Consider the following 24276-nt stretch of genomic DNA (forward strand, 5'->3'; position numbering starts at 1 on the left):
TATACACAAGGAGTTTTAAAAGCGTTTTTTATAAAACGCCGGAAAATAACCGTGCGAAGGATTCCTTCGTTCTTTCCCATAATGTGCGCTTATAGAAACGGACGGGGCTGATTTTTTCAGACTCCTTCATATCCTCCAGATAATGCGCTTCAAGATCTTTGATCGCCTCTTGATCTGTAAAAAAGACATTAACTTCAAAGTTCAGCTGAAAGCTTCTCATGTCCATGTTCGCCGTCCCGACAGAGGCGAGGTTTCCGTCAGTGATGAGCACCTTTTGATGCATAAAGCCTTTTTGATAGGAATAGACTTCGATTCCTTCGCGAAGAAGCTCGGGGAAATACGATCTCGTCGCGTACTGGGTTAAAAATCCGTCATTGGTTTCCGGCACCATGACACGCACCCGGACGCCTCTGGCAGCAGCCTCCTTTAGCGCTGTGCGGATCGGCTCATTCGGCACGAAATAAGGCGTCGCGATCCATACAGACGATTCGGCCGCCGCTATCATGGCATAATACAGATCGCTCATCCGCTCCTTCATATCGGGGCCTGTCGGAACGACTTGATAGACGCCGCCGCTTTCTGCCGCAACCGGGCGGGTATATGCTTTCTGATCAATCAGCACCTCATCCGAAACGTATTCCCAATCAAGCATAAAAATGCTGTGGAGCGTCTGAACGATTTCTCCTTCGACTTTCATATGAGTGTCCCGCCAAAAGCCGACATCTTGGTCTTTGCCGATATACTCCTTGCCGACATTCAGCCCGCCGACAAAACCGACTTTCCCGTCAACGATGACGATCTTGCGGTGATTTCTGAAATTGAATTTTTGGTTGAAAAAACCGTATTTCAGCGGCAGAAACGGGACGATGTTCACACCCGCGCGTTTCAGTTTTTTAATATCTTTTCCGGCCAGCTTCAGGCTGCCGGCCGCGTCGAACAAAAACCGCACTTCCACGCCTTGACGCGCCTTTTCCATCATAATGTCCATCATCTTGTGCCCGAGCATGTCTGATTTGAACATGTAATACTCAATATGTATAAATGACGCGGCCTCCCGGAGCGCCTCAAACAGCTCCGGAAATGTTTCGTCCCCGTTTTTGAGCACCTTCAGCCTGCTTTTTGTATTGATATTCATATGGGACGCCTTGATTGAATATTGAAAGAAACGCTTCTGATTTCCTTTCAGCCCGGTCAGGTCGGGAGTTTGTTCCATATCAAATATCGTTCTCAGCTTTTCCCGGTTGTATGTCCGTTTCGACCTGAACAGCTTGCCTTTTTCATAAAGCTGGCCGGAAAAAAGGTAAAATAAGTACCCGGCGATCGGAAAAAACACAAGAATATGAATCCATAACAGCGTGTGCTGCGAGGTGCGGTTTTCAAGAATTAACGAATAGATGCTGAACAAAATAATGCTTGCATAGCAAAGCACCCCTCCGTAAAACTCAAGCCTGGAAACCGGAAAAAACCATATGACATATGCTCCGATAAGCATCATATATAAAAAGCAAAATTCCAGTCTCCTTTTCAGCATCCCGACTCTCTCCCATCTGATCCGATATCTCTGTATACCCTCTGTTTTCCGGCCTGTAAACATATGAAAAAGCCTCTCCGCATGAGCGGAAAGGCTTATGATGAAGCTTCCTGTGATTGGCCGGGTGTGATGTTCTGAAGCAATGCCGGATTGAGCGAGCAGCTGCCTTTGATTTTATTTTTGAAGATGCCGATGATCAGACCGGTGACCGCTATCGACACTAAGGAGAAGAGCCCTTTCAGCAACCCGACGGAAAAAATGCCGGCCAGCACGACGCCAAAATCGAAGAGGAAATTAACGGCACCCGGATTCCATCCGCAGCGCTTTTGCAGAAATAAAGCGAGGATATTGGCGCCGCCGAGCGATGCCTGATGATAAAACATGAGCGACAAGCCCAACCCGATCAGCGCCCCTCCGCAAATCGCCCCGGCAAGCGGTGAAACAGAGACCGGCGGCAGCCAGTGATCCGTGCCGGTAAACAGAGTCAGTACTGTGACTGCAAAAACGGTGGATAGAGTGAATTTGATTCCCATTCTGATGAGAGAAAATATATAAAACGGGATATTAATCAGAAAGAAGATAATCGCAAACGAGGAATGAAACAAGTATGACAGGCTTAGTGACAGTCCCGCTGTTCCGCCGGTTAATACATGAGAATGTCTGAGTGTCAGGACGCCGGCGCTTGTCATCAGACAGGCGGCTAAAATGAGGAAAATCCGCTTCATTCTTCACTCTCCTTTTGTTGCTGTTATTTCCAAATAAAACATAACAGGAATCCCGGCCGCCCAGCCATTACCTTGGCAGAAAATATCTTATGTTTTTATTTTTTCACCATAAAAAATCCCCCTCTTGCAGGGGGGATTTTTACGTGCGTTTCCGATAAACAACATAGCTGCGGGTCAAATACTTGAGGGGCAGGCTGAACACGTGAACCAATCTTGTAAACGGCCAGAGGATAAAAACGACGTACCCTATAATGATATGAAACTTAAACCATAGCGGGACACTTTCCATCAAAGAAGCGTCAGGCCGGAACAAAACAATTTCCCTGAACCACGGCCCGACTGTTGCCCTGTAATCAAATCCTTTCGAGTCAATGTTGAGGAACGTGGCCGCAACGCCCGACAGCATCATGAACAGCAGCAGAATAAGCGTCAAGATATCCGATGGCGAGCTGGTTTTGCGGATTCTTTTGTCAAACAGCCTTCTGTACGTCAGGATGACAAGTCCGGCACATGCAGCAATCCCCGCCGGCAGGCCTGCGCCGATCGCCATTTTGTGATACATATGCTCGGAAATGCCAAGGGAAGCATACACGCCTTCCGGGATCAGAATTCCCATGACATGTCCGCCGACAACGCACAGCAGTCCCCAATGAAAAAGTGTGCTGCCAGCGGCGAGTTTTTTCTTTTCTAACAGCTCGCTTGATTTCGCCGTCCAGCCGAATTGGTCATGCTGATAGCGGTAAATATGCCCGCCGATAAAGATCGTCAATACAATGTATGGCATAACGCCCCACAGGATCTGCCCGCTCATGCCTGAACAGCCCCTTCTTCAATGCTTTCACGCACATCGATGTTTTCCAGTGCGGCCTGCAGCACGTGCAGCAGCTCAGCATAGATGCTGTTATTTTTTTCGAGGCGGGAAGCCAGCTCCCTCACATTGGACAGGTATTTCTCAAACACGCTTCTCGCCGCTTCAATCTCCGCAACCGCGGCGAATTCCAGCATCAGCGGCAGGTAATCAGGCAGTTCTTTCTCTGTCGGCAGGAAACCGGATTGCTGGTAGGTGTTTTTTAAATGCAGCAATTCAATGCCGCGTTCCCTTTGTTCGCCTGAGTTAAAGTAGGTGACGTACATATTCGTTTTTTTTCCGAAATCGAACGTATACACATAGTGTTCAATCAGCGCTTGCGGAGAAAAGCCGGCTGCCGCCTCTAAAAAGTGCAGCAATTTCTCCCGGATTTGCCGGTTGGTGATGTCATGGATAAGAGCCTTCCAATCGGGAATCTCGGCTCTCCACTCTTCCTCCGGATATGAGAGAAGAACGGAAAGAGCGGAGAACGTCATTTGCCGGTCTGTGGTGTTCATGTTATTACACCTCATTTATGAAAAGTTAGAAACAAGAGCCCGGGCCGCCTGAAAATGATAAGCCGCAGCTCCCTTGTTCAGCATATAAATCTGACACTTCTTCTCGATGGCTGCTCGGGATCACAAAACGGTCATCATATTTGGCGATTGCCAGCAGCCGATACATGTCTTCAATTTGCTGTTCTGTTAAGCCGACACTGGAGACCAATGCCGGGTCGATGGATTTATTTGTCTGAACCGCCCTCATATACTGGCGCATGACAGACATTTTCTTTAACGTGGATCGAATATGATCCGTATCCCCCGCCGTTAACAGCTGCGCCAAATAGTCAATCGGAATTCTCATTTGGTCGATAGCCGGAAAAATCGCTTCCGCCGTTTGCCGGCTGCCTTTTCCTTCAAAGAGATTCATAATGGGGCTGAGCGGCGGAATGTACCACACCATCGGCAGCGTACGGTACTCAGGGTGAAGCGGAAGCGCAATCTTCCAGTCAATGATCATTTTATAGATCGGCGATTGCTGCGCAGCCTCTATCCATTCAGCCGGGATGCCTTGTTCTTTTGCCAGTTTGCCAATCTCAGGATCATTCGGATCAAGAAAAACGTCCAGTTGGGAATGGTAGAGATCCTTTTCATTTTCAACCGATGCCGCTTCCTCCACTTTGTCCGCGTCATACAGCATGACGCCGAGATAGCGGATTCTGCCGACACACGTTTCAGAGCAGATAGTCGGCAGCCCCGCCTCCAAGCGCGGAAAGCAGAGTGTGCATTTTTCCGCTTTGTTCGTTTGCCAGTTAAAATAGACTTTTTTATAAGGACAGGATGAGACGCAATATCTCCATGAACGGCATGCGTTTTGATTCACAAGCACAATGCCGTCCTCCTCACGTTTGTACATGGCGCCGGACGGACAGGATGAGACGCACGCCGGGTTGATGCAGTGTTCGCAAATACGCGGCAGATACATCATAAAGACTTCATCGAATTCTGTTTTGATCGATTCCTCCATCTTTTGTACGTTTGGATCTTCAAGACCCGTAATATGCCCGCCCGCGAGATCATCCTCCCAGTTCGGGCCCCATTCGATATTCATAAAATCCCCCGTCAAGGACGATTTCGGGCGCGCTACCGGCTGGTGTTTTTTCTGCGGGCTGTTTGTTAATGTTTCATAATCATAGTTCCAAGGTTCATAGTAGTCATCAATCGTCGGCTGGTTCGGGTTATAGAAAAGGCCTGCGAGCCGATTCGTTTTCGGGCCTGATTTCAGTTCAAGCTTTCCTTTTTTCAACGTCCAGCCGCCTTTATATTTGTCCTGGTCCTCCCATTGCTTCGGGTAGCCGATGCCCGGCTTTGTTTCTACATTATTGAAGTACATATATTCCGCACCGGAACGGTTTGTCCACGTGTTTTTGCAGGTGACGCTGCACGTGTGGCAGCCGATGCATTTATCCAAGTTCATGACCATCCCGATTTGCGCTTTAATCTTCAAGCCAATCAACCTCCTTCAGCTTGCGGATGACGACATTCAGATCGCGCTGATTCCCCGTCGGACCGTAATAGTTAAAGCCGTAACTGAGCTGTGCATAGCCCCCGATCATCTGGGTCGGCTTGACGTGAATCCTTGTCGGGCTGTTATGGGTGCCTCCGCGGTTATTCGTCAGTTTTGTGCCGGGCACATTGATGTGGCGGTCCTGGGCATGGTGCATAAACGCCATTCCTTTAGGAATCCGGTGAGACAAAACCGCTCTCGCGACGACAACGCCGTTTCGGTTGAAGCATTCAATCCAATCGTTGTCTTTGATATCCGTGTCCTCTGCGTCATCTTTATTCATCCACACAGTCGGCCCGCCGCGGAACAGCGTCAGCATCGGCAGAGAATCAAAATACATGCTGTGGACGGACCATTTATTATGCGGCGTCAAATAATTAAGAACGATTTCTTTGCCCTCTTGATCAGGCCGCTTGCTTAGGAACGGACGGTGCTGGAGGATCGGTTTAAATGTCGCCATCGTTTCACCGAATTCCATCATCAGTTCATGATCGACATAATAGGATTGTCTGCCTGTCAGCGTCCGCCACGGAATTAATTTTTCCACATTCGTCGTAAACGGCGAGTACCTGCGCCCTCCTTTTTCTGAACCGGTAAAGGCCGGAGAGGTGATGACCGTTTTCGGCTGGGCTGTAATTTGCTCGAACGTAAAGCATTCTTCCTCGCGCTCTTCCGCCAGGTCTTTCAGCTCCAGATTGGTAATGTTTTCAAGTGATTCCCATGCTTTCACGGCGACTTTTCCATTTGAGGTGGACGACAGGGTTAAAATCGCTTCCGCCGCCTGCTTCGCTTCACTTATATTCGGGCATCCTTTGGCAACGCTGTTTGAATCGGTTTCTCCCAGTCTCTGTTTGAGTGATTCATATTCATCCGCAATCGACCAGCTCATCCCTTTTGTTCCGCTCGGTTTTAAAGCCGTATTAGGGCCAAGCGCGGTCATTTTATGAAAAATGTGTTTGTAATCCCGTTCAACGACATGGATGTTCGGCATCGTTTTTCCCGGAATGGGTTCACATTCACCCTTGCTCCAGTCATTGATTTTGCCGAACGGCTGGGCCAATTCCTGCATCGTGTCGTGGAGGAGCGGCGTTGCGACTATCTCTTTTACCGGCTCCATATCGACTTCTTCCGCCAGATCGGAAACGGCTTTTGACAGCGCCTTAAAAATATCCCAGTCTGACTTCGATTCCCACGGCGCCGAGATGGCCGGAGCAAATGGATGAATAAACGGATGCATATCCGTGCTGCTGAGATCGTGTTTTTCATACCATGTCGCCGCCGGCAGCACGATATCGGAATACAGCGCCGTACCCGCCATTCGAAAATCAAGATTGATTAACAAGTCGAGCTTGCCTTCCGGCGCCTGCTCCCGCCATTTGATTTCTTTAGGGCGGATGCTGTCGCTGTCGTCATTCATCAGACCGTTCGTCGTCCCCAGCAGATGCTTGAGAAAATATTCATGCCCTTTCCCTGAGCTTGAGATCAGATTTGCCCGCCATACGAAGAGATTCCTTGGGAAATTCACTTCATTGTCAGGGTCTTCAATCGCGAATTTCAGTTTTTTTTCTTGAAGCCGTGAGGCCACGTACGCACCTACGTCTTCAGGTGTCGCCGCCCCCGCTTTCTCAGCTTCTTTGTACAGATCAATGCCGTTTTGATTGAATGTCGGGTAAGACGGAAGCCACCCTAATCGCGCCGCCAGCACATTGTAATCGGCGTGATGCTTGTAGCGGGATGACGCGGCGATCGGTGAAGCCAAGTCACTGATCGGCTGGTCTTCATAACGCCACTGGTCTGTCGCAAAGTAAAAAAATGAGGTGCCGTTTTGCAGCTTAGGCACGCCTTCCCAGTCCTTTGCGGTTGCAATCGTCTGCCACCCTTCAGCCGGACGGAGTTTTTCCTGCCCCACGTAATGGGCCCAGCCTCCGCCGTTTACGCCTTGGGCGCCTACGAGTAAAACAAGATTTAACACCGCACGGTAAATCGTGTCGGAGTTGAACCAGTGGTTAATGCCCGCCCCTACGATAATCATGGATCTGCCGTCTGTATCGATCGCATTTTGGGCAAACTCCCTGGCAATCTGTATAACGGCTTCTCTTTTAATTCCCGTAATCTTTTCCTGCCAGGCAGGTGTGAACGGACGGGGATCATCATAGGATGCGGCTGATTGTCCGCCGATGCCCCGGTTCACGCCGTAGTTGGCCAATATCAAGTCAAACACGGTCGTGACGTACGTCTCTTCACCGTTCAGGTCCAGTTTTTTAATAGGAAGATCCCGCTCAAGCACTTTGTTTCCGTCATCTGAAAAATACGGAATGCGCACTGAGCCGATTTCGTCCTCTATTCCGAGCACGGAGAGACGGGGCTCAATCTGTTCCCCGGTGTCTTCGTCGATCATGTGCAGATTCCATTTCTGCTGCCCGTCCCAGCGGGAGCCCATTGTGCCTTGCGGTATGGCAAACGCACCTGTCTGTTCATTCCAGACCGCCGGCTTCCACTGATCATTTTTTGTCTGCCGCCCGATGTCTTTTGCATGCAGAAACCGTCCCGCTGTATACACGCCGTTCTCTTTTGAAAGAGTGACGAAGAATGGAAAATCGGTGTATTGCTTCGCGTACTCAATAAAACGTTCAGTTTCTTGGTTCACGTAAAATTCCTGCAAAATGACGTGACCCATCGCCATCGCAAGCGCCCCGTCAGTCCCCTGGCGGATACTCAGCCAGTCATCTGCGAACTTTGAGGATTCCGCAAAATCGGGACTGATCGAAATGACTTTAGCGCCTTTATAGCGGGCTTCCGCCAGAAAGTGCGCATCAGGCGTTCTCGTTAACGGAACGTTGGAGCCCCATGTGATGATATAGCCTGAATTGTACCAATCACTGCTCTCCGGAACGTCCGTCTGGTCGCCCCAAATTTGCGGGGACGCCGGCGGAAGATCCGCATACCAGTCATAAAAACTGAGCATTGGGCCGCCGATTAACGACATGAATCGCGAACCTGATGCGTGGCTGATCATGGACATCGCCGGGATCGGAGAAAAACCGACATTCCGGTCAGGCCCGTATTTCATCACTGTATACAGCAGAGAGGCTGAAATCAGCTTCAGCACCTCCGGCCATTCCGCGCGGACAAAGCCGCCTTTCCCTCTTGCCTGTTTATAGGACTTCGCTTTTTCAGGGTTTTCAACGATCGATTTCCAGGCATCCAGCGGATTTTGATGCGCCTGCAATGCTTCCCGCCACAAATTGATCAGCACACCGCGCACATATGGATATTTCACACGGAGCGGGCTGTAGATGTACCAAGAAAAACTGGCCCCCCGCGGGCAGCCTCTCGGTTCGAAATCAGGCATATCCGGGCCTGTTGATGGATAATTCAAGTTTTGTCCTTCCCACGTGACAATTCCGTTTTTCACATAAATATTCCAGCTGCAAGAACCCGTGCAGTTGACGCCGTGGGTGGAGCGAACGACTTTGTCGTACTGCCATCTGTTTCTGTATACATTCTCCCAATCACGATCTTCGCTTGTCGTTTGGCTATGGTTATTTGAATGATGTTCGATAGGAGAAAAATAGTTTAATCTCCTGAGCAACGGACTCATTTTCTTTTTCTTCATGATCGTTCACTCCTTCCGAGTCAGGTGATGCTATGTACACTATAAACAGAGACGGCGCGTTTCCTTGTGAACTATGTCACACACTCTGCTTTTTTCACAAAACGTTCACACAGAGCAGCAGGAAGGATTTTCAAACGATATGGGGACGCCCGGCGTCATCAAAAAAAACCGGTTCTGTTTAAGAACCGGGTTCGGCGTTTTCATCCCGTGATGTATGCAGATACCGCAAAAACAACTGATAGGAACAGAAGACATTTTGCTGAAGCATCGCCAAAAAGTTCATTTGCAGCCGCGGATGGTAAGACATCATTTGCTTAAATACGGAATATGGAATATGGAGTACCAGGATATCCGGTGAGGCATTGACTGAGATAAAAGGCGATAAAGAGAGCCCGCCTTTTTCATCAATCGGAAACACATCGCCTTTTTCCCACAGCGCAACGGTTTGCGACCCTTCAGGGAGCCTGCTGTCCGTAAAACGGATATTGCCTTTTAATACAATATAAACGGATTGTGAATGAAGAAAGGATGGAGATTGGTCAGATGAGCCGCGGATAAACGTCCCGTTTTTCAGCAAGGTTTCGACAATGGACAGAGGCACTTCATTAAACATAGGAAGTTGTTTCAGAAATAATAAATAGTCACACTGATTCATAGGAAAGCCTCCTGTGCTAAGGATAGCTTTAGTGTAGCCCGATTGAGCCTGCACGGCAGTGATGTATTTCACAGCTTGTATGATAAAAGTCACTTATCAGGAGAGTGTATGTACTTATAATGAAATAAAAAGGAGGGTTTCGATGAAGGCGATGATTCCGAAGCAGCACGGCGCATGGGCGATGCTGCTGATTCCATTTTTACTCGGCATGATCAAGGGAGGCCCGGTTTTCTGGCATGTTCCGCTCTTTCTAGGCTGGCTGTTCCTTTACTTAGCGGTTTATCCCGTTTCGCTCGCTTTGAAAAAGAAACAGCTTCAGCCCTATCAAAAGTGGATATGGTATTACGGTTTTCCGGCCTGCTGCTTTTTGATCATTTCTGTCTATCATAAGCCGCAGCTCGTCTGGATCGGCGTTTTTTTATTGCCGCTGTTTCTCATACATACGCATTATGCCCGCCGAAAAAACGAACGGGCGCTCACGAATGATATTGCAGGTGTTCTGTTCTTTTGTTCAGGCGGGCTTGCGAGCTGCTGGCTGGGAACGGGAACCCTTGACGGCTGGGCCTGGTTTCTATTCTTGCAATCCGCTTTATTTTTTGTCGGGAGTTCTTTTTATGTGAAATCGGTCATACGGGAGAGAAAAAACAGAACCTTTGCATACTGGTCGTGGGGATATCACCTCTTGCTCCCCTTTTTATCGGCTCTTCTTGGGGCAGGCTGGGCGTTTCTCGCTTTTATCCCAAGCAGTCTGCGGGCCTGGTTTTTTCACGGAAGAGACTGGCCGGTGAAAACGCTCGGCATTCTGGAAATCGTAAATGCCGGCTTCTTTTTCGCCGTCATGTGTATATGTATCACAAGCTGAAAAACAAGGACACCGGCTGCCCTTGTTTTTTTCAGTCAATATTGCAGATCTCCAGCGGACAATTTTCACACTCGATCTCGCATCGTAAATAGTCCCGCTTGTGCAAAATAATTTTTCCGGTTTCGTCTATCGAAATAACCCCTTGTTTGCGGAGGTCTCCCAGCATGCGGTTGACGCTCTCCCTTGCCGCCGCGCAAAACTTGGCCAAATCCTGATTTGTCAGCACAATGTTAATCAGAATCCCGTCACTTCGTTCCACCCCGTAGCTGTTTGATAAGCGGATAAGGGTGGAATAGAGCGCCCCCTTTTTGCCGTGAAGAAGCAGGTCCCTGATCTTGGACTGGATTTTTCGAAGATGGGTGCTCATCCATTTCATAAATTCAAACGTCAAAACACCGTTTTGGATCAATTCCTTCTCCAGCTTGTTTTTATTAATGACGAGCACCTCGCCATCCTCTAACACTTTCGCACTGAGCATATATCTCGGCTCATCTGTGAATAGCGTCAATTCCCCGACAATATCGTTTTTTTGGCAGATTCTAAGCGTCAGGTCTTTTCCGTCAGATGTCAGCTTGCCGATTTCAATGAGTCCTGACTGAATCAGATAAAGCTCTTTTGCATCCATTCCTTCTTGAAACAAATAAGTGTGTTTTTTCATTTTCCTTTTCGTACTGATCGATTCCAGCAATTCATGCAGTTCGCGGGAAAGAAGTTCTTTATCAGATTTTCGGACAGAGAGAATATTCATGAGCTCACCTCGAAGAAAGTCACGTTGCGTATGTATATTGTAACGTGACTTGATTTGCACTCACCCAGAAAAAACTAACAATCTTGTGAATGGATCATTATGAATTGAGGCTCTGACTGTTTCTCTCCGTATGTGTTTTCATTCTTTCCTGCCAATACATCCAGATCACAAGAACAAAGCTGGCTAACGCGACCTCTGAAAGCGCCATAAACCCGATCGCGTATTGGCCTGTTGCCTGAAATACACTTGCCAGAATCAGCGGAGGGAAAAAACCGCCCAGTCCGCCCATAGCAGACACAATACCGTTGGCAATCCCCGCTTGCTTCGAAAAATAGAAAGGCACCAGTTTAAATACCGTCCCGTTTCCAATCCCTGAGCAGACTGCCACCGTCAGCGATCCAAACGCATAAAGGCCGATCGTCGGGGAGAATGACAGCATGACCCCTGACAGCGTAAGCCCTGCGAAAACGAACATCAGAATGCGGAGCGGGCTCAGTTTATCTGCAAGAAACCCTCCCACAGGCCTGAGCAGCGTAGAGACCGCAATAAAGCCGGCCGTCCGCAGACCGGCGTCCGCAGGGCTCAGCCCAAAATGCTCAACCAAAAAATTCGGAAGATAGATGGTAAAGGCGACAAAGGCGCCGAACGTAATAAAATAAAACAGGCTCAACATCCACAGCACATGATTTCGGTAAACGGCTTTCATTTGTGTCTTTATGGAAACTTTGACTTTCTTCTCATGCCGGTCGCCGAACAAAACGTGCAGTAATGCGAAAACAGCCAGCAAAACAAGATACATCTGCACGGTTGCTTTCCATCCCGCGGCTTGAGCGATAACCGGCGCCGCAAAGGTAGTAACGGCGGTCCCGATGTTTCCGGCACCGTAAATCCCATTGACGACTCCGTGCTTTTCTTTCGGATAATATTTCGGGAGGGACGTCACTCCGATGGAGAATACCGCTCCCCCGATCCCTAAGAAAAAGCCGCCCGCGATTAAATCAAATAAAGAATCCGCGATACTGATCCAAAATACAGGAAACAAAAGCAGGATGAAGCTGATCATAAACATCAGCCGCGCCCCGTACCTGTTCGTTAAATATCCTAAAGGAATACGGAGAAGCGATCCGAGAATAACGGGAATCGCCGTCACCAATGAAATTTCGCCTTTGCTTAAATGAATATCTGATGTCATTTGAGAAATGAGCGATGAAATCAGCACCCACACCATAAACCCTGCCACTAAGCTTAATGACTGCAACGATAATTGAATATGTTGACGATTGATCATTCGGCTTGCCCCTTTCACTGATTCAATATCAGTCTTATCATACAAAAACTCAGTGTGCGGGATTGTGAATTACATCACACGCTTTATATACAAAAAAAGAACAAAGCCCGAAGACTTTGTCCTTTGATCATCATTACATTTTTTCCGGAGCCGATACGCCGATCAGCTGAAGCGCATTGTTCAGCGTAATTTGCGTCGCCTTCATTAAAGCGAGACGCGCGCGGCTCTTCTCTTTATTTTCCGGATCGATGACTTTCTCCGCATTGTAGAAGCTGTGCAGAGCGGAAGCCAGATCATAAATATAGTTTGTGACACGGTGAGGAATGCGTTTTTCCGCCGCTTCTGCCACTGCCTCAGGGAAGCCGCCGATCGTTTTCAGCAGGTCATATTCTTTTTCTGATTGAATATGGCTGAAATCAAGATCTGCCGCCGGTTTAAGTCCCTGCTCCTCCCCTTGGCGAAGCATGCTGCAAATACGTGCATGTGCGTATTGTGCATAATACACAGGGTTTTCGTTAGATGTGGATACGGCAAGATCCAAGTCAAAATCCATGTGCGTATCAGCACTGCGCATCGCGAAGAAATAACGCACGGCATCCAAGCCGACTTCTTCAATCAAGTCGCGCATCGTTACGGCTTTCCCCGTACGTTTGCTCATCTTCATTTTTTCGCCGTTTTTGTATAAATGAACGAGCTGAATGATCTCAACTTCCAATGTGCCTTTCTTGTAACCGAGCGCTTCAATTGCCGCTTTCATACGCGGAATATACCCGTGGTGATCCGCGCCCCATACATTGATGAGCTTGTCGAATCCGCGGTCAAGTTTGTCTTTATGGTATGCGATATCCGGCAGCAAATAAGTGTATGAGCCGTCTTTTTTGATCAGCACACGGTCTTTATCGTCGCCGAACGTTGTGGAGCAGAACCATGTCGCGCCGTCCTCTTCGTATACATGGCCCTTTTCGCGAAGCGCCTCAAGCGCCTGATCAATTTTTCCGTTTTCGTACAGTGACGTTTCAGAATACCATACGTCAAACGGTACGCGGAAATTTTCCAGGTCGGAGCGAAGTTTATCAAGCTCGTACTTTAAGCCGTATTCACGGAAAAACGCCTGACGTTCGCTCTCCTCTTCATGTACGAAACGGTCGCCGAAATCTTCGGCAAGCTTTTTCCCGATGGCGATAATATCCTCGCCGCGGTAGCCGTCTTCCGGCATCGGTTTCTCGAGACCGAGCGCTTCAAAATAACGGACTTCAACGGAAAGCGCCAGGTTGTTAATCTGGTTGCCCGCATCATTAATATAGTACTCGCGGCTCACATCATAGCCCGCTTTAGAAAGAACGCTGCACAGCGCGTCACCTACCGCCGCGCCGCGCGCATGGCCTAAGTGAAGATCTCCCGTCGGGTTGGCTGATACGAATTCGACCTGAATCTTTTCGCCTTGTCCGATGTTTGTCTCTCCGTAATGTTCACCCGCTTCAAGCACGGACGGAATCAGTTTTGTTAAGTAGCTGTTGTTCATGTAAAAGTTGATAAAGCCAGGTCCCGCAATATCCATCTTTTCAATGGAAGCTTTGCCTTTATCAAATGACGCCACGATCTCCTCAGCGATTTGGCGCGGCGCTTTTTTTGCGATTCTCGCCAGCTGCATCGCCATGTTTGTGGAATAATCACCGTGTGTTTTTTCTTTCGGCGTTTCTAACAGTACGCTTGGAATCTGGCTTTCGTCCGCCAGGCCCGCTTTCAGAACGGCCGCTTTGATTTCTTCCTTCAGCACGTCCTTCATTTGTTCCGCAATGTTCATGCGTGAGTTCCTCCCTCATACGTGATCGTCATATTATGTAAATGCTGCTGCCCGTCTCCGACATGCATGTCATATGCGATGCTGATTCGGCCTTTTTCTTCACCGAGATCAGATTGAATCGATTTTGTGCTTGTTTCCAGCTCAAGCTCACCAAATGACATTTTATATTTCGCAATTGTGGAAGCTCCCGTTATGAAACGCTGATTCATTTTAACAGCGCCTGACCTCATGATCAGGACTTCGCCTTCGCTCACCTTCACAATCGTTTTTACTTTGCCTAGGTCGTGTTCTTCATAATAAGATAGATACACTTTTTGTTGTTTTACATAGTAAAATCCGGTAGTACGGAATTCGATGACTTCATCATTTCCGTCATCCTCGATCACAGACTTCACATGGAGTGTTATCGGTGTCTCTTGCTTCATTTTGACACGTCCTTTTCATCATTCCACTTTGACTTGAATAGTATAATCATTCAGCTTGTAAACTTCAACTGCTTCTATCTTACCATCATTGCTCATTAGATTTGAAGATAAACCTCATAAAAAGCAGTTCCTTATGAGAAGAGAAAATCATATCACTATGTCACCCAATCCGTAAAAAACATGACAGCAGCTTTTCAGAAACTCACACAGTCTCATCGAAGCTGCTGCGACTTCCGGCAACATAGATTGTGCAGCAGAAATGCCAACGATGTCAAAGCGCTGCGTGACAGCTATAAAAACGTCCGCCAAACACACGTGATTGCTGCTGTATTATGCCAAGTCATCATATTCGGCTGCGTGTTCGAAATCGTCAAAGCCGTCCCTTTCCGCTTTCACACGCCCCTTGCCGTATCAATGGGACTCGCGGTGTTACTGATTTTGTATTTATTGTATTTTATGCGGACGTACTTGCTGCAGCTTTTCCAGCATGTCAGCCTGTTCAAAAAAGGGCATGCGGGAGCGCTGACAGGAGCCGGGGTTTGGCGGATGCTCAGTTTCACCATAAGTGAACTGCTGTTTTTAATCATCCTGGCTGCCATCCAGCAGATCGGCTCATTTATTTATAAACGATTTTTTTATCGCAGCTCTGCTTCTCTCAACCTGTGAAATAAGCTACATCGCAATCGCTGACGGACCAGTCCCAACCGGAATCACCGTCATGGCTGTATAATCACTCGTGCGGTACACGGTTACGGTATTGTCGCCGGGCTGTGCTGCATAAATGTACTGATTATCAGGTGTTACGGCGAGGTCAAAGGCGCCGGGCAGAGACACGTTTGCAATGATCCTCTGTCCAGCCGTATTAACTACGTATAAGTTATTAATGAGAAACGGTTCACTATATGGCTCTAGAAAATAAGCCCTAGTGCTATCGCGAGAAAATACAATCGTCCTCAGCGTTTCAAATAAACGGTTGAAGTCGCCTCCCCTGCTTAATGGTGACAAACTGATCTCCGTTACACCTTTCGGCAGCAGCTCACCATTCAACACATACGCAAAATTTCCAGCGTAAGGAGTGGCAATTAAACTGGGAAATTCAAATGTATCTATGATACTTTCTACCAACTGCCCAGTATTTACATCATATTTATCAACCGACCAACTGCTTCCATTAGCGGTATAGACATACTGTCCATTCGGATCAAGAGCAAAGTCTAAAGCGCCGGGTATCGGAATGACATCAATGACCGATTGAGAGGCCATGTTGATCATATATATAGAGCCGGCGGCCATCACGTACGCGAACTCATCTGTTGAATCAAATTCAACCTTTCTCGGCCCTCCTCCAACAGTGATGGTATTTATGATGGTTAATGTTTTATTATCTAGCACTGAGACAAGGTTGGTATTCCCATGGAGGACATACGTGAAAGCTTTATCGAAAGTAACGCCTAGATTAGTTGGCACGTCAGAAAAAGGGATTGTTTTTACAACAGTGTTTAAATCTGAATCAATAACCGAAACCGTGCTGTCTCCTGAATTGGCTGTAAACACATACGATTGAGGGTCTGGCGGTGGCGGTAAAACAAGTGTCCCGGCCACCGTAAGCGGACTGCCGTAGAAAGGCGGTACAATGAGAAGATCTTCCACTGTTATTTGACTGAAATCAGGACAGCGGCCAGACTGCGCTGCATAATAAACAACTTGATCAATCTCTTCAGTATGAATCACAGAAACAGACCCGTCCCCTTGTCCATATTGATTTCGTACAGGCGACACACTGACAAGAAGCGTAACGGTCCCTTTTACTCTCACGGCATATCGAACACCGATATCTTCTGCTTCCGGCCCAGTCTGGATTAAGCAAGGCTCACTGATACATAATAAATGATCAGTACTCCATGTAACCGTCGCAGCTGCTTCGGCAGAATCAATGGTGAACCCCTCGGGAATGTCAATCGGCACTTGAAACGGCGCTTCTCTGCTAATTTCCTCATCACAAAAACAGAAACAATTTTCCTGTAAAGCAGACAGATCATTCTTTTTCATGAATTCACGTCCTTTTAGAAATGTACAGCATGCAGTTGGTTAAATCACAATATCTCCCGGTGAAACCCCAAGAGATATCACAGTTTCCACAGAATAATCATCCGTGTTGTAAACAGTGATGTTCTGCTCTAAAAAATGAGCAGCATACAGAAATTCGCCATTCGGAGTAAACGCAAAGTCTCTTGCCGATTGCGGAACATTTCCTATAACGCCTGCACCATTCGGACTGACAGCATATAAATTGCCAGTGAAGCTGTCATGTAAATACACCTCTGATCCACTCGTAAACATTACATATTGGCCATCAGGCTCCAGCTCTTGGGTAATGCTGATCGTAAACGTATTTAAGTCAATAACCGTCAAATAATTGAATAAGAATTCTTGTTCTAAGACATACGCATACCGCTCCGGCCAATTTGTTTCTATGGATGATACGATAAGCTCTCGTTCAATCGTTCCTGTGACTTCACCGGTGAATAGGTCCACTTTTTGCACTAAACCAAAATCAAGAACATAGGCGAATAACCCATTGGGATCAATTGCAAAATCAAATCCTTCCACAGGAATCGACCTATCCACAGTTAACGTATCAATTCCAATCACATAAATCGCAGTATCGCCGAGAACATAAGCAAACTCATGATTTGGGATACATTTTATCGATCCAGGCGGCTGATCCAGCAGTATGGATGCTGTCACTGTTAAAGTGTCATAATCGATGACAGAAATCACATTATTGTTGAAGTGCAAAACAAACACAGCGCTTTTATCCGGAGTTATTTCAATACCTGTCGGCCGGTACGGTAGAGCAATCGTTGTCACAACAGTATGAGTGTTTGTATCAATCACAGAAACTGATTGATCATTTGGATTCGCTGTAAACGCATAAACGGGTTCCGGCTCAGGAACAAACACAATCGTGCCCGTCACCGATAAAGGACTGCCATAGAATGGCGGAACGACAATAAGGTTCTCGATCGTAATGTCACTGACATCCGGGCAATCATCGGGTTCATCAGAATAATAGACGACTTGGTCAATCTCTGCATTGCGGATGACAGAAACAGACCCGTTCCCTTGTCCATATTGATTTCGCACTGGTGAGACACTGACGAGAAGCGTAACAGTTCCCTGCAGGCGCACTGCGAATTGAACACCGATTTCATCAGGCTCTGGCCCCGTCTCAATGAAACAGCGTTCAATGACACAAGAAAGGCTGTCTGCATTCCACGTCACGTTTGCAACAGCTTCAGCCGGATCAACAACAAACCCCTCAGGCAATTCAATCGGCGCTTGAAACATCGCTTCACGGCTTGCTTCTTCCTCGCAAAAACATAAACATTCTTCTTGTGCGGCTCCTGCTTTTTCTTTAAAGGAAAGCTTGTTATTTCTCATATCTTCACTTCCTTTTCAGACATACACTGCTCACGCAGATACAACAGAATATGGGAAGGTGGATTTGTTTGCTTGTACAAATTGTGGGGATAATAGTGGATTTTTGAAATGATATCCGCAGACATGCGGTTTTAACGAAAGAAAACATTGCGGTATTTTTGCGCTATCCTTCCGAATGAAAATGATAAAATATGTCATATACATAACGTGGAAGGGAGGGATTGGGAATAGTGGCGAGTGTTTTATCATCTTCAGCGGTTGGAGAAAAAATCAACGAATGGTATATGTACATTCGAAGGTTCAGCATCCCGGACGCCGAGTACTTGCGGAGAGAAATCAAAGAAGAACTTGCAGGTCTGGAAGATGATCAGGATCTTCATCTATACTATTCTCTCATGGAATTCCGCCATAATCTGATGCTCGAATACCTCGAACCGCTGGAATCGCAGCGGATAGAAGAACAGCCGAGACTATCGGATCTGCTCGCGGATATTGATAAAAAGCAGGCCCGGCTGACCGGACGTCTTGATTATTATTTTAATTTCTTCCGGGGGATGTATGAGCTGGAATGCCGTGAATATCTTTCAGCGATTCAGTTTTTTAAGAAAGCTGAATATAAGCTTGATTTTGTCAAAGATTGTATCGAGAAAGCTGAATTTTATTTTAAGATGTCAGAGTCCTACTATTATATGAAACAGACATATTTTTCTATGGATTATGCCCGGCAGGCTTATGAAATTTATCATAAGCAGGAGGCATATAATATAAGGGTGCTTCAGTGCCATTCATTGTTCGCTACCAACTTTCTTGACTTAAAGCAATATGATGAAGCAATTCAGCATTTTAAAAAGGCTTATGCCATGGCAGAGGCAGAACAGCAGCCACAATTAATGGGCCGGACTCTATATAATATCGGACTTTGTTTTAACAGCCAAGAAAATTACAAACCAGCCATTGATTACATAAAACGGGCAATAGCTGTTTTTGAAGATGGGAACATCATCACTTCTCTCCCGCAAGCCTATTTCTTAATCACACAAATACATTATAAAATCGGAAATATGGCCATAGCCAGACAATATCATGACAAAGGGGTATCTTATGCAGAGGAGGCAGAAGATTCCCTATATATAGTCGAGTATGAATTTTTGGAATCTTTGTATGTCGGTGAGCCTGATGAAGAAGCAATCATGGAATGTTTTGACTTTCTCAGAGATAAATCGATGTATGCTGATCTTGAAGATTTTGCCTTAGATGTGGCAAAATATTATCATGAAAGAGAAAATTTCGAGAAGGCTTCCGCATATTTTTTAAAGGTGGAAGAAACAAGACAGCAGATTCAAGGAGGTGTGAAGTTGTATGAAATTGAAGTATAAATTAGCACTTACTTGCTTGGCAATAAGCACTGTTTTTGTTTCAGCCGACATCGCAAGTGCACCGAAACATCAATTTGAAGTTGCTCAGCGCGGAATGATTTAAATGATGATTACTTTTAGGCTTGCAGGTTAAACTGCAAGCCGTTTTTTATATAAACAACTAATTTGCAAAAACAAAAAGTATACCTTAAAATTCAAATGTGTAAAAAGTATTTGACACATATACATATATTATTTAAAATAAATATATATAAATTTGAAAATTTAAAATAAAAACAAAAATATTTAAGGAGGGTTTTAGTGGATAACAATATTAAAAAACTTAGAACAGCAGCTGATATTTCACAAAATGATCTGGCTAAGCTCTGCAATGTGACCAGGCAAACCATCAATGCAATTGAAAATAATAAATATGACCCGACTTTAAGTCTGGCTTTTTCGATAGCTCACGCATTAAATACGGGAATAGATAAAGTATTCAACTATAACGCCAAAAAAAAGTAAGGGAGCGGTTCTTATGAAGAAAATGGATGAGATGCAAAAACACCAATCGGGTATAGCCGCCAGAATAGCATTTAGTTTTTATACTGTCGCTTTACTGATATGGTCATTAATAGATTATTTTAAAAACGGAAATACAGGATGGCAATTTCCAATACTTTTAATAGGCTGCGCGCTCTATTTATGGATTCAAGTTTATCATAATCGAAAAACAAGGTAACAATTCCAATACACTTCCGGAGGATTATACAGCAATGTACGAATATAAGTTTATAAAAGTAGAAGTAAACCGATGGAAAGGAAAGCCTAAAGAAGACTATAAAGAAATTATTGAAAAGTATTCGCAGCAAGGATGGAAGCTGGTTCAAATATTTGCTCCTCCTATTTCAGGTTATGGGGCAGCCGATTATTTTGATATTATTCTTGAAAAAAAAGTATAAATGTTTCAGTACAAAGAAAGCCGGATCATACATATGGTCCGGCTTTCTTTGTACTAAAATAAGCCAGCAGATACCTTAACGGATTTCACCTCTTAAATATTTTTTCGGAAATCCGCAATTCAAATAGCTTCCAATATATTTTATTATTTAACTTGCTGGGGATATTGAAAAAATTGGAGGAAAAAATGAGTCTACTTTTAAAAACACAAAATAGTAAAGCGATTTTTACATTAGTAGCATCAGGAATCATTGTTCTCGCTCTTTTCAGTATAAAACATAATCATTTAAGCATGGATGTCATCGATATTTTAAACAGAGCTGGAATAATAGCTCCTAGTTGGATTGTCAGTGCTATCACTGCAACGGGTTCAGTCCTGGCTATCATTACTGTTTTAGGATCTCTTGGTGCAGGCTTGCCATTAGCCGTTTTAGAACAATTGGCTGCAGCAAGTACAGCAGCAGCTTAATATAAAACATTAAATTCAATATCCCTGGCAGTCCCTTAAACGAATGGATGAAAATACTTTGTTTAAAAAGAACGTTTTAGTCAAATTGTACATACTCTGTCTTATCTTATTTTTAATTGCTTTATTTACAGCATATTTTTATACAGATCCCGCTTCAAATGTAAATAATCTAAATCGAAATATCCGTCCGGATTTTTTTCAGATTTTCTTTAATAATATTAAAGTAGCGAGTCTGCTTGTTTTTTTAGGCCCGTTGACGCTGTCACTTGGCACGATTGCAGTTTTAATTATTAATGGATTAATTTTAGGAAATGCCATAGGAAACATCAAAGACAATTTAAACCTTTTACTGCTTGTTATACCCCATGGAATAATTGAAGTCCCGGTATTGCTTCTTGCAGCTTCTGTAGGAATGAAATTAACTTTGGATTTATTACTCCTCAAAATAAATTTAAAATTCACTTTTAAATATATTGGTATTATATTTCTCGGTTTAATGATAGCAGCTATGTTAGAAACATTTATTACACCTATCTTTATAAAAGGAGTCTCTTAGGATTATGCAAATTGAATTATCTTCATTTAAGGACCGAAACATTAATTTTTTGTCCTCATTTTTGTTTTATATTATCGGGTTAGCTTTTTATTTAAGTTCCCTATTACCTTTTATGAAAAGTTTAATTCCCAAAAACATCCCTATACAAGTTGTTGAGCAAGTAAAACATTTAGATTATATCATTGCGATAGCCGCGCTGTTACTTTTAATGTTCGGGGTGATTTTTGAAGGATTTGTATTATTTCTCATTATAAATTTTCTTGGCGCTCAAATTAAGATTAAAACCTTTTATTCCCTATTTATGTTTTCTAACATCCCGGTCGCAATTAAGTTTTTTCTTATATCATTCAAAAACATTTTCGCAGAACATCCAAACACTAGTTTATTTTTCACAAGTAATCATTTGATTTTTTCTATCTTTGATTTGTTCAATATTGCATACTTATTTCTTTTGTTTATTCTTCTGAAATGGAGAACAAATTTGAACTACCTGACAATCTCAGTTTTTATTTTTACGGCATTCCTGTATAGAATGTTTTTTTAGCATATATAAATAAACCCCCTCAATAGGGGTTTTTCTTTCATTTCGTTCACTGTATACAATTCCTTTTATATGCTTCCGAAACAATACCGACTCTAGTACTCACATTCCACTTTTTACAGAGACCGGCTATGATATATTCGACATTACGCTGCGAGTAGTTTAATGACTTAGCGATCTCTTTATTAGGTTTTTCAGCAATTATCAGTTTAATTACTGAAATTTCAATCTTTTTTAATTCCAATTCATTTTCTACTGCTGTTTTCATTCTAACTTCCTTTCTAAAGATGCATTTACTAAATAATACCCTATTATATAATTTTTATCAATAACATCAATTGTTAATGGTAAAATAATATGTTGCTTTTACTAACTTCTAAGTAGTTTATATACAATATAAAAATCCCCCGCATGTTTCAAGCGGGGGATTTTCTTTTATTTCACAAACCCAAGCAGCATTTCACGAATCATCTTGCTTGCCGTGTTTGCGGTTTGTTCTGAGTGGTCATAGACCGGCGCGACTTCTACGAGGTCAGCACCTTTTACATTGACTTCTGAGCGCGCGATTTCATGGATGGACGCGAGCAATTCTTTAGACGTGATGCCTCCTGCGTCAACCGTGCCCGTTCCCGGCGCATGAGCGGGATCAAGAACGTCGATATCGATGGTGACATAAACAGGGCGTCCCGCAAGCTGCGGCAGCACTTTTTTCAGCGGCTCAAGCACTTCAAACTTAGAAATGTGCATGCCGTTTTCTTTCGCCCATTCAAATTCTTCCTTCATTCCGGAACGGATGCCGAATGAAAATACGTTTTGCGGCCCGATGAGCTCGGCCGCTTTGCGGATCGGAGTAGAGTGGGAAAGCGGTTCGCCTTCATAATCCGTGCGCAGGTCGGTGTGCGCGTCAAAATGAATGATGGCAAGGTCCGGAAACTTCTTATAAATGGCTTTTATGACAGGCCATGATACAAGGTGCTCCCCTCCCATGCCGAGCGGGAACTTTCCTTTTTCTAAAATGCTGTCCACGTATTCTTCAATCATATCAAGGCTTCTTTGCGGATTGCCGAACGGAAGCGGAATGTCGCCGGCGTCAAAGAAATTCAAATCAGCCAAGTCACGGTCGAGATACGGGCTGTATTCTTCAAGACCGATAGACACCTCGCGGATTCTCCCCGGGCCGAAACGCGAACCCGGACGGTAGCTGACCGTCCAATCCATCGGCATGCCGTAAAGGATGGCGTCCGCCTCTTTCCAGTCGGGGCGGCTTGCGATAAATACTTTTCCTGAATATGCTTCATCAAACCTCATGATAAAACCCTCGCTTTCCTGTAAAAAAGCGCAAGATTCGCTCCTGCGCCGTACGTTTTTATTTGATTAAGTCGCTCACAAATTTCGGAAGAACAAATGCCGCTTTGTGAAGCTCTTTCGTGTAATATTTCGTGTCGATGTCAAAGAAACGGCTGTCCTCCACTTCAAGCGGATCGTACTTTTTAGAACCGATCGTAAATGTCCACAAGCCGCTTGGGTACGTCGGGATATTAGCCGTATACAGGCGGGTGATCGGGAAGATTTCTTTCACGTCACGCTGTACGTTTGTAATCAGCTCCGGTGTAAACCACGGGTTGTCCGTCTGCGCGACGAAGATGCCGTCTTCTTTTAACGCCTTGGAAATTCCGGCATAGAAGCCTTTTGAGAACAGATTGACGGCCGGTCCGACCGGTTCTGTTGAATCAACCATGATGACGTCATACTCATTCTCTGATTTCGCGATGTGCATGAAACCGTCATCGACTCTCACGTCGACGCGCGGATCATCAAGCTTGCCCGCAATGGACGGAAGGAATTTTTTAGAGTATTCAATAACCTTGCCGTCAATGTCGACAAGCGTCGCTTTTTTTACGCTTGGGTGCTTCAGAATCTCTCTGATGACACCGCCGTCTCCGCCGCCGACAACGAGGACGTTTTCCGGATTCGGGTGCGTAAATAACGGGACGTGCGCAACCATTTCATGATAGACAAATTCGTCTTTTTCAGAAGTCATGACCATTCCGTCTAAGAACAGCATGTTGCCGAATTCTTCTGTCTCCACCATTTCCAGATGCTGAAATTCCGTCTGTTCCGTATGTAATGTTTGTTTCACCTTTAATGTAATGCCGAAATTCTTCGTCTGCTTCTCCGTATACCAAAGCTCGCTCAATTGTCATCTCCCTTTCAAGGCTTATTTCATTTATTGTAAGCGTCTGTATCGCTTTTATTCCGGTTAAAATCTCATTTTCACCTAAGGAAAAAGTATAGAGGATGGAGGGGAAAAAGTAAAGAAGTGTCCGGTTTGATATGTTTAAAAAACCCCCTTTTTTCACATAATAATAGAATCATGAAAAAG

At 45.2% G+C, this 24276-nt stretch carries 24 protein-coding genes and 1 pseudogene; 9 read left to right on the forward strand and 16 right to left on the reverse strand.

Annotated features, from left to right (window positions below):
• Window positions 1-28 precede the first annotated feature (28 nt).
• The 7 genes from cls to NYE28_RS19380 form a co-directional block, all read right to left on the reverse strand.
• The gene (cls, locus tag NYE28_RS19350) at window positions 29-1531 is read right to left on the reverse strand and encodes a cardiolipin synthase (RefSeq protein WP_014419119.1); all 1503 of its coding nucleotides are present in this window, start codon (window positions 1529-1531) and stop codon (window positions 29-31) included.
• Between the two features lie 95 nt (window positions 1532-1626).
• Window positions 1627-2256 (reverse strand): YitT family protein, encoded by a 630-nt coding sequence (locus NYE28_RS19355; protein ID WP_015240768.1) that lies wholly within the window; start codon window positions 2254-2256, stop codon window positions 1627-1629.
• A gap of 139 nt (window positions 2257-2395) precedes the next feature.
• Window positions 2396-3067, reverse strand: coding sequence for a respiratory nitrate reductase subunit gamma (gene narI, locus NYE28_RS19360; protein WP_007407624.1), 672 nt, complete (start codon window positions 3065-3067; stop codon window positions 2396-2398).
• Complete coding sequence (narJ, locus tag NYE28_RS19365; RefSeq protein ID WP_076424662.1) at window positions 3064-3621, reverse strand: nitrate reductase molybdenum cofactor assembly chaperone; 558 nt, start codon at window positions 3619-3621, stop codon at window positions 3064-3066. The genes narI and narJ overlap by 4 nt, the downstream gene beginning before the upstream one ends.
• A 25-nt stretch (window positions 3622-3646) precedes the next feature.
• Entirely contained in the window at window positions 3647-5110 is a 1464-nt protein-coding gene (narH, locus tag NYE28_RS19370) for a nitrate reductase subunit beta (RefSeq protein ID WP_342490220.1), read from the reverse strand.
• Window positions 5100-8786, reverse strand: a complete 3687-nt coding sequence (locus tag NYE28_RS19375; protein ID WP_160223329.1) for a nitrate reductase subunit alpha — start codon at window positions 8784-8786, stop codon at window positions 5100-5102. The genes narH and NYE28_RS19375 overlap by 11 nt, the downstream gene beginning before the upstream one ends.
• A 178-nt stretch (window positions 8787-8964) precedes the next feature.
• Window positions 8965-9441, reverse strand: coding sequence for a Crp/Fnr family transcriptional regulator (locus NYE28_RS19380; protein WP_007407629.1), 477 nt, complete (start codon window positions 9439-9441; stop codon window positions 8965-8967).
• A gap of 142 nt (window positions 9442-9583) precedes the next feature.
• On the opposite strand from NYE28_RS19380, the gene NYE28_RS19385 reads away from it, so the two are divergent.
• On the forward strand, window positions 9584-10303 hold the full coding sequence (locus NYE28_RS19385; protein ID WP_160223330.1) for a YwiC-like family protein: 720 nt from the start codon (window positions 9584-9586) through the stop codon (window positions 10301-10303).
• Window positions 10304-10334: 31 nt separating this feature from the next.
• On the opposite strand, the gene NYE28_RS19390 is transcribed toward NYE28_RS19385, so the two are convergent.
• The 4 genes from NYE28_RS19390 to NYE28_RS19405 all read right to left on the reverse strand — a co-directional run bounded on the left by NYE28_RS19390 (window position 10335) and on the right by NYE28_RS19405 (window position 14568).
• The gene (locus tag NYE28_RS19390) at window positions 10335-11051 is read right to left on the reverse strand and encodes a Crp/Fnr family transcriptional regulator (RefSeq protein ID WP_007407631.1); all 717 of its coding nucleotides are present in this window, start codon (window positions 11049-11051) and stop codon (window positions 10335-10337) included.
• 97 nt (window positions 11052-11148) lie between these two features.
• Entirely contained in the window at window positions 11149-12339 is a 1191-nt protein-coding gene (gene narK / locus NYE28_RS19395) for a nitrate transporter NarK (protein ID WP_007407632.1), read from the reverse strand.
• A 133-nt stretch (window positions 12340-12472) separates the two neighbouring features.
• Entirely contained in the window at window positions 12473-14143 is a 1671-nt protein-coding gene (argS, locus tag NYE28_RS19400) for an arginine--tRNA ligase (protein ID WP_342490221.1), read from the reverse strand.
• The gene (locus NYE28_RS19405; RefSeq protein WP_007407634.1) at window positions 14140-14568 is read right to left on the reverse strand and encodes a DUF1934 domain-containing protein; all 429 of its coding nucleotides are present in this window, start codon (window positions 14566-14568) and stop codon (window positions 14140-14142) included. The genes argS and NYE28_RS19405 overlap by 4 nt, the downstream gene beginning before the upstream one ends.
• Window positions 14569-14721: 153 nt before the next feature.
• Between NYE28_RS19405 and NYE28_RS19410 the strand changes: the two are divergent.
• Window positions 14722-15234: pseudogene (locus tag NYE28_RS19410) on the forward strand (bacteriocin biosynthesis protein AlbG); the annotation flags it as partial.
• Between the two features lie 6 nt (window positions 15235-15240).
• On the opposite strand, the gene NYE28_RS19415 reads toward NYE28_RS19410, so the two are convergent.
• Together NYE28_RS19415 and NYE28_RS19420 are read right to left on the reverse strand one after the other, a co-directional pair.
• Window positions 15241-16617: a YncE family protein gene (locus NYE28_RS19415; protein ID WP_326146219.1), complete on the reverse strand. Its 1377-nt coding sequence runs from the start codon at window positions 16615-16617 to the stop codon at window positions 15241-15243.
• 39 nt (window positions 16618-16656) lie between these two features.
• Window positions 16657-18012 carry a YncE family protein gene (locus NYE28_RS19420; protein WP_015240776.1) on the reverse strand — a complete coding sequence of 452 codons (1356 nt, stop codon included), beginning with the start codon at window positions 18010-18012 and terminating at the stop codon, window positions 16657-16659.
• Between the two features lie 230 nt (window positions 18013-18242).
• On the opposite strand from NYE28_RS19420, the gene NYE28_RS19425 reads away from it, so the two are divergent.
• From NYE28_RS19425 to NYE28_RS19455, 7 genes are all read left to right on the forward strand, one after another.
• Window positions 18243-19388 (forward strand): tetratricopeptide repeat protein, encoded by a 1146-nt coding sequence (locus tag NYE28_RS19425; RefSeq protein ID WP_015240777.1) that lies wholly within the window; start codon window positions 18243-18245, stop codon window positions 19386-19388.
• Window positions 19372-19491, forward strand: coding sequence for a PhrC/PhrF family phosphatase-inhibitory pheromone (locus NYE28_RS19430; RefSeq protein WP_015240778.1), 120 nt, complete (start codon window positions 19372-19374; stop codon window positions 19489-19491). Before NYE28_RS19425 ends, NYE28_RS19430 begins: the two co-directional genes overlap by 17 nt.
• Window positions 19492-19688: 197 nt before the next feature.
• Window positions 19689-19892 (forward strand): helix-turn-helix transcriptional regulator, encoded by a 204-nt coding sequence (locus tag NYE28_RS19435; RefSeq protein ID WP_007407640.1) that lies wholly within the window; start codon window positions 19689-19691, stop codon window positions 19890-19892.
• A 13-nt stretch (window positions 19893-19905) separates the two neighbouring features.
• Window positions 19906-20109, forward strand: a complete 204-nt coding sequence (locus tag NYE28_RS19440) for a hypothetical protein (RefSeq protein WP_007407641.1) — start codon at window positions 19906-19908, stop codon at window positions 20107-20109.
• A gap of 34 nt (window positions 20110-20143) precedes the next feature.
• Window positions 20144-20329, forward strand: coding sequence for a DUF4177 domain-containing protein (locus NYE28_RS19445; protein WP_007407642.1), 186 nt, complete (start codon window positions 20144-20146; stop codon window positions 20327-20329).
• 185 nt (window positions 20330-20514) lie between these two features.
• Window positions 20515-20796 carry a hypothetical protein gene (locus NYE28_RS19450; protein WP_007407643.1) on the forward strand — a complete coding sequence of 94 codons (282 nt, stop codon included), beginning with the start codon at window positions 20515-20517 and terminating at the stop codon, window positions 20794-20796.
• 43 nt (window positions 20797-20839) lie between these two features.
• Window positions 20840-21352, forward strand: coding sequence for a stage II sporulation protein M (locus tag NYE28_RS19455; RefSeq protein ID WP_031304384.1), 513 nt, complete (start codon window positions 20840-20842; stop codon window positions 21350-21352).
• Window positions 21353-21942: 590 nt separating this feature from the next.
• Here the strand turns inward: NYE28_RS19455 and NYE28_RS19460 are convergent.
• The 3 genes from NYE28_RS19460 to speE form a co-directional block, all read right to left on the reverse strand.
• A complete protein-coding gene (locus tag NYE28_RS19460; RefSeq protein ID WP_003151056.1) occupies window positions 21943-22161 on the reverse strand; it encodes a LuxR C-terminal-related transcriptional regulator in 219 nt (72 codons plus the stop codon).
• Between the two features lie 167 nt (window positions 22162-22328).
• Window positions 22329-23201, reverse strand: a complete 873-nt coding sequence (speB, locus tag NYE28_RS19465) for an agmatinase (protein WP_342490222.1) — start codon at window positions 23199-23201, stop codon at window positions 22329-22331.
• Between the two features lie 58 nt (window positions 23202-23259).
• Window positions 23260-24090 (reverse strand): spermidine synthase, encoded by an 831-nt coding sequence (gene speE, locus NYE28_RS19470; protein ID WP_003151052.1) that lies wholly within the window; start codon window positions 24088-24090, stop codon window positions 23260-23262.
• Window positions 24091-24276 lie beyond the last annotated feature (186 nt).

The organism is Bacillus sp. FSL R5-0443 (assembly GCF_038608285.1).
GTDB classification, from domain to species: domain Bacteria; phylum Bacillota; class Bacilli; order Bacillales; family Bacillaceae; genus Bacillus; species Bacillus velezensis.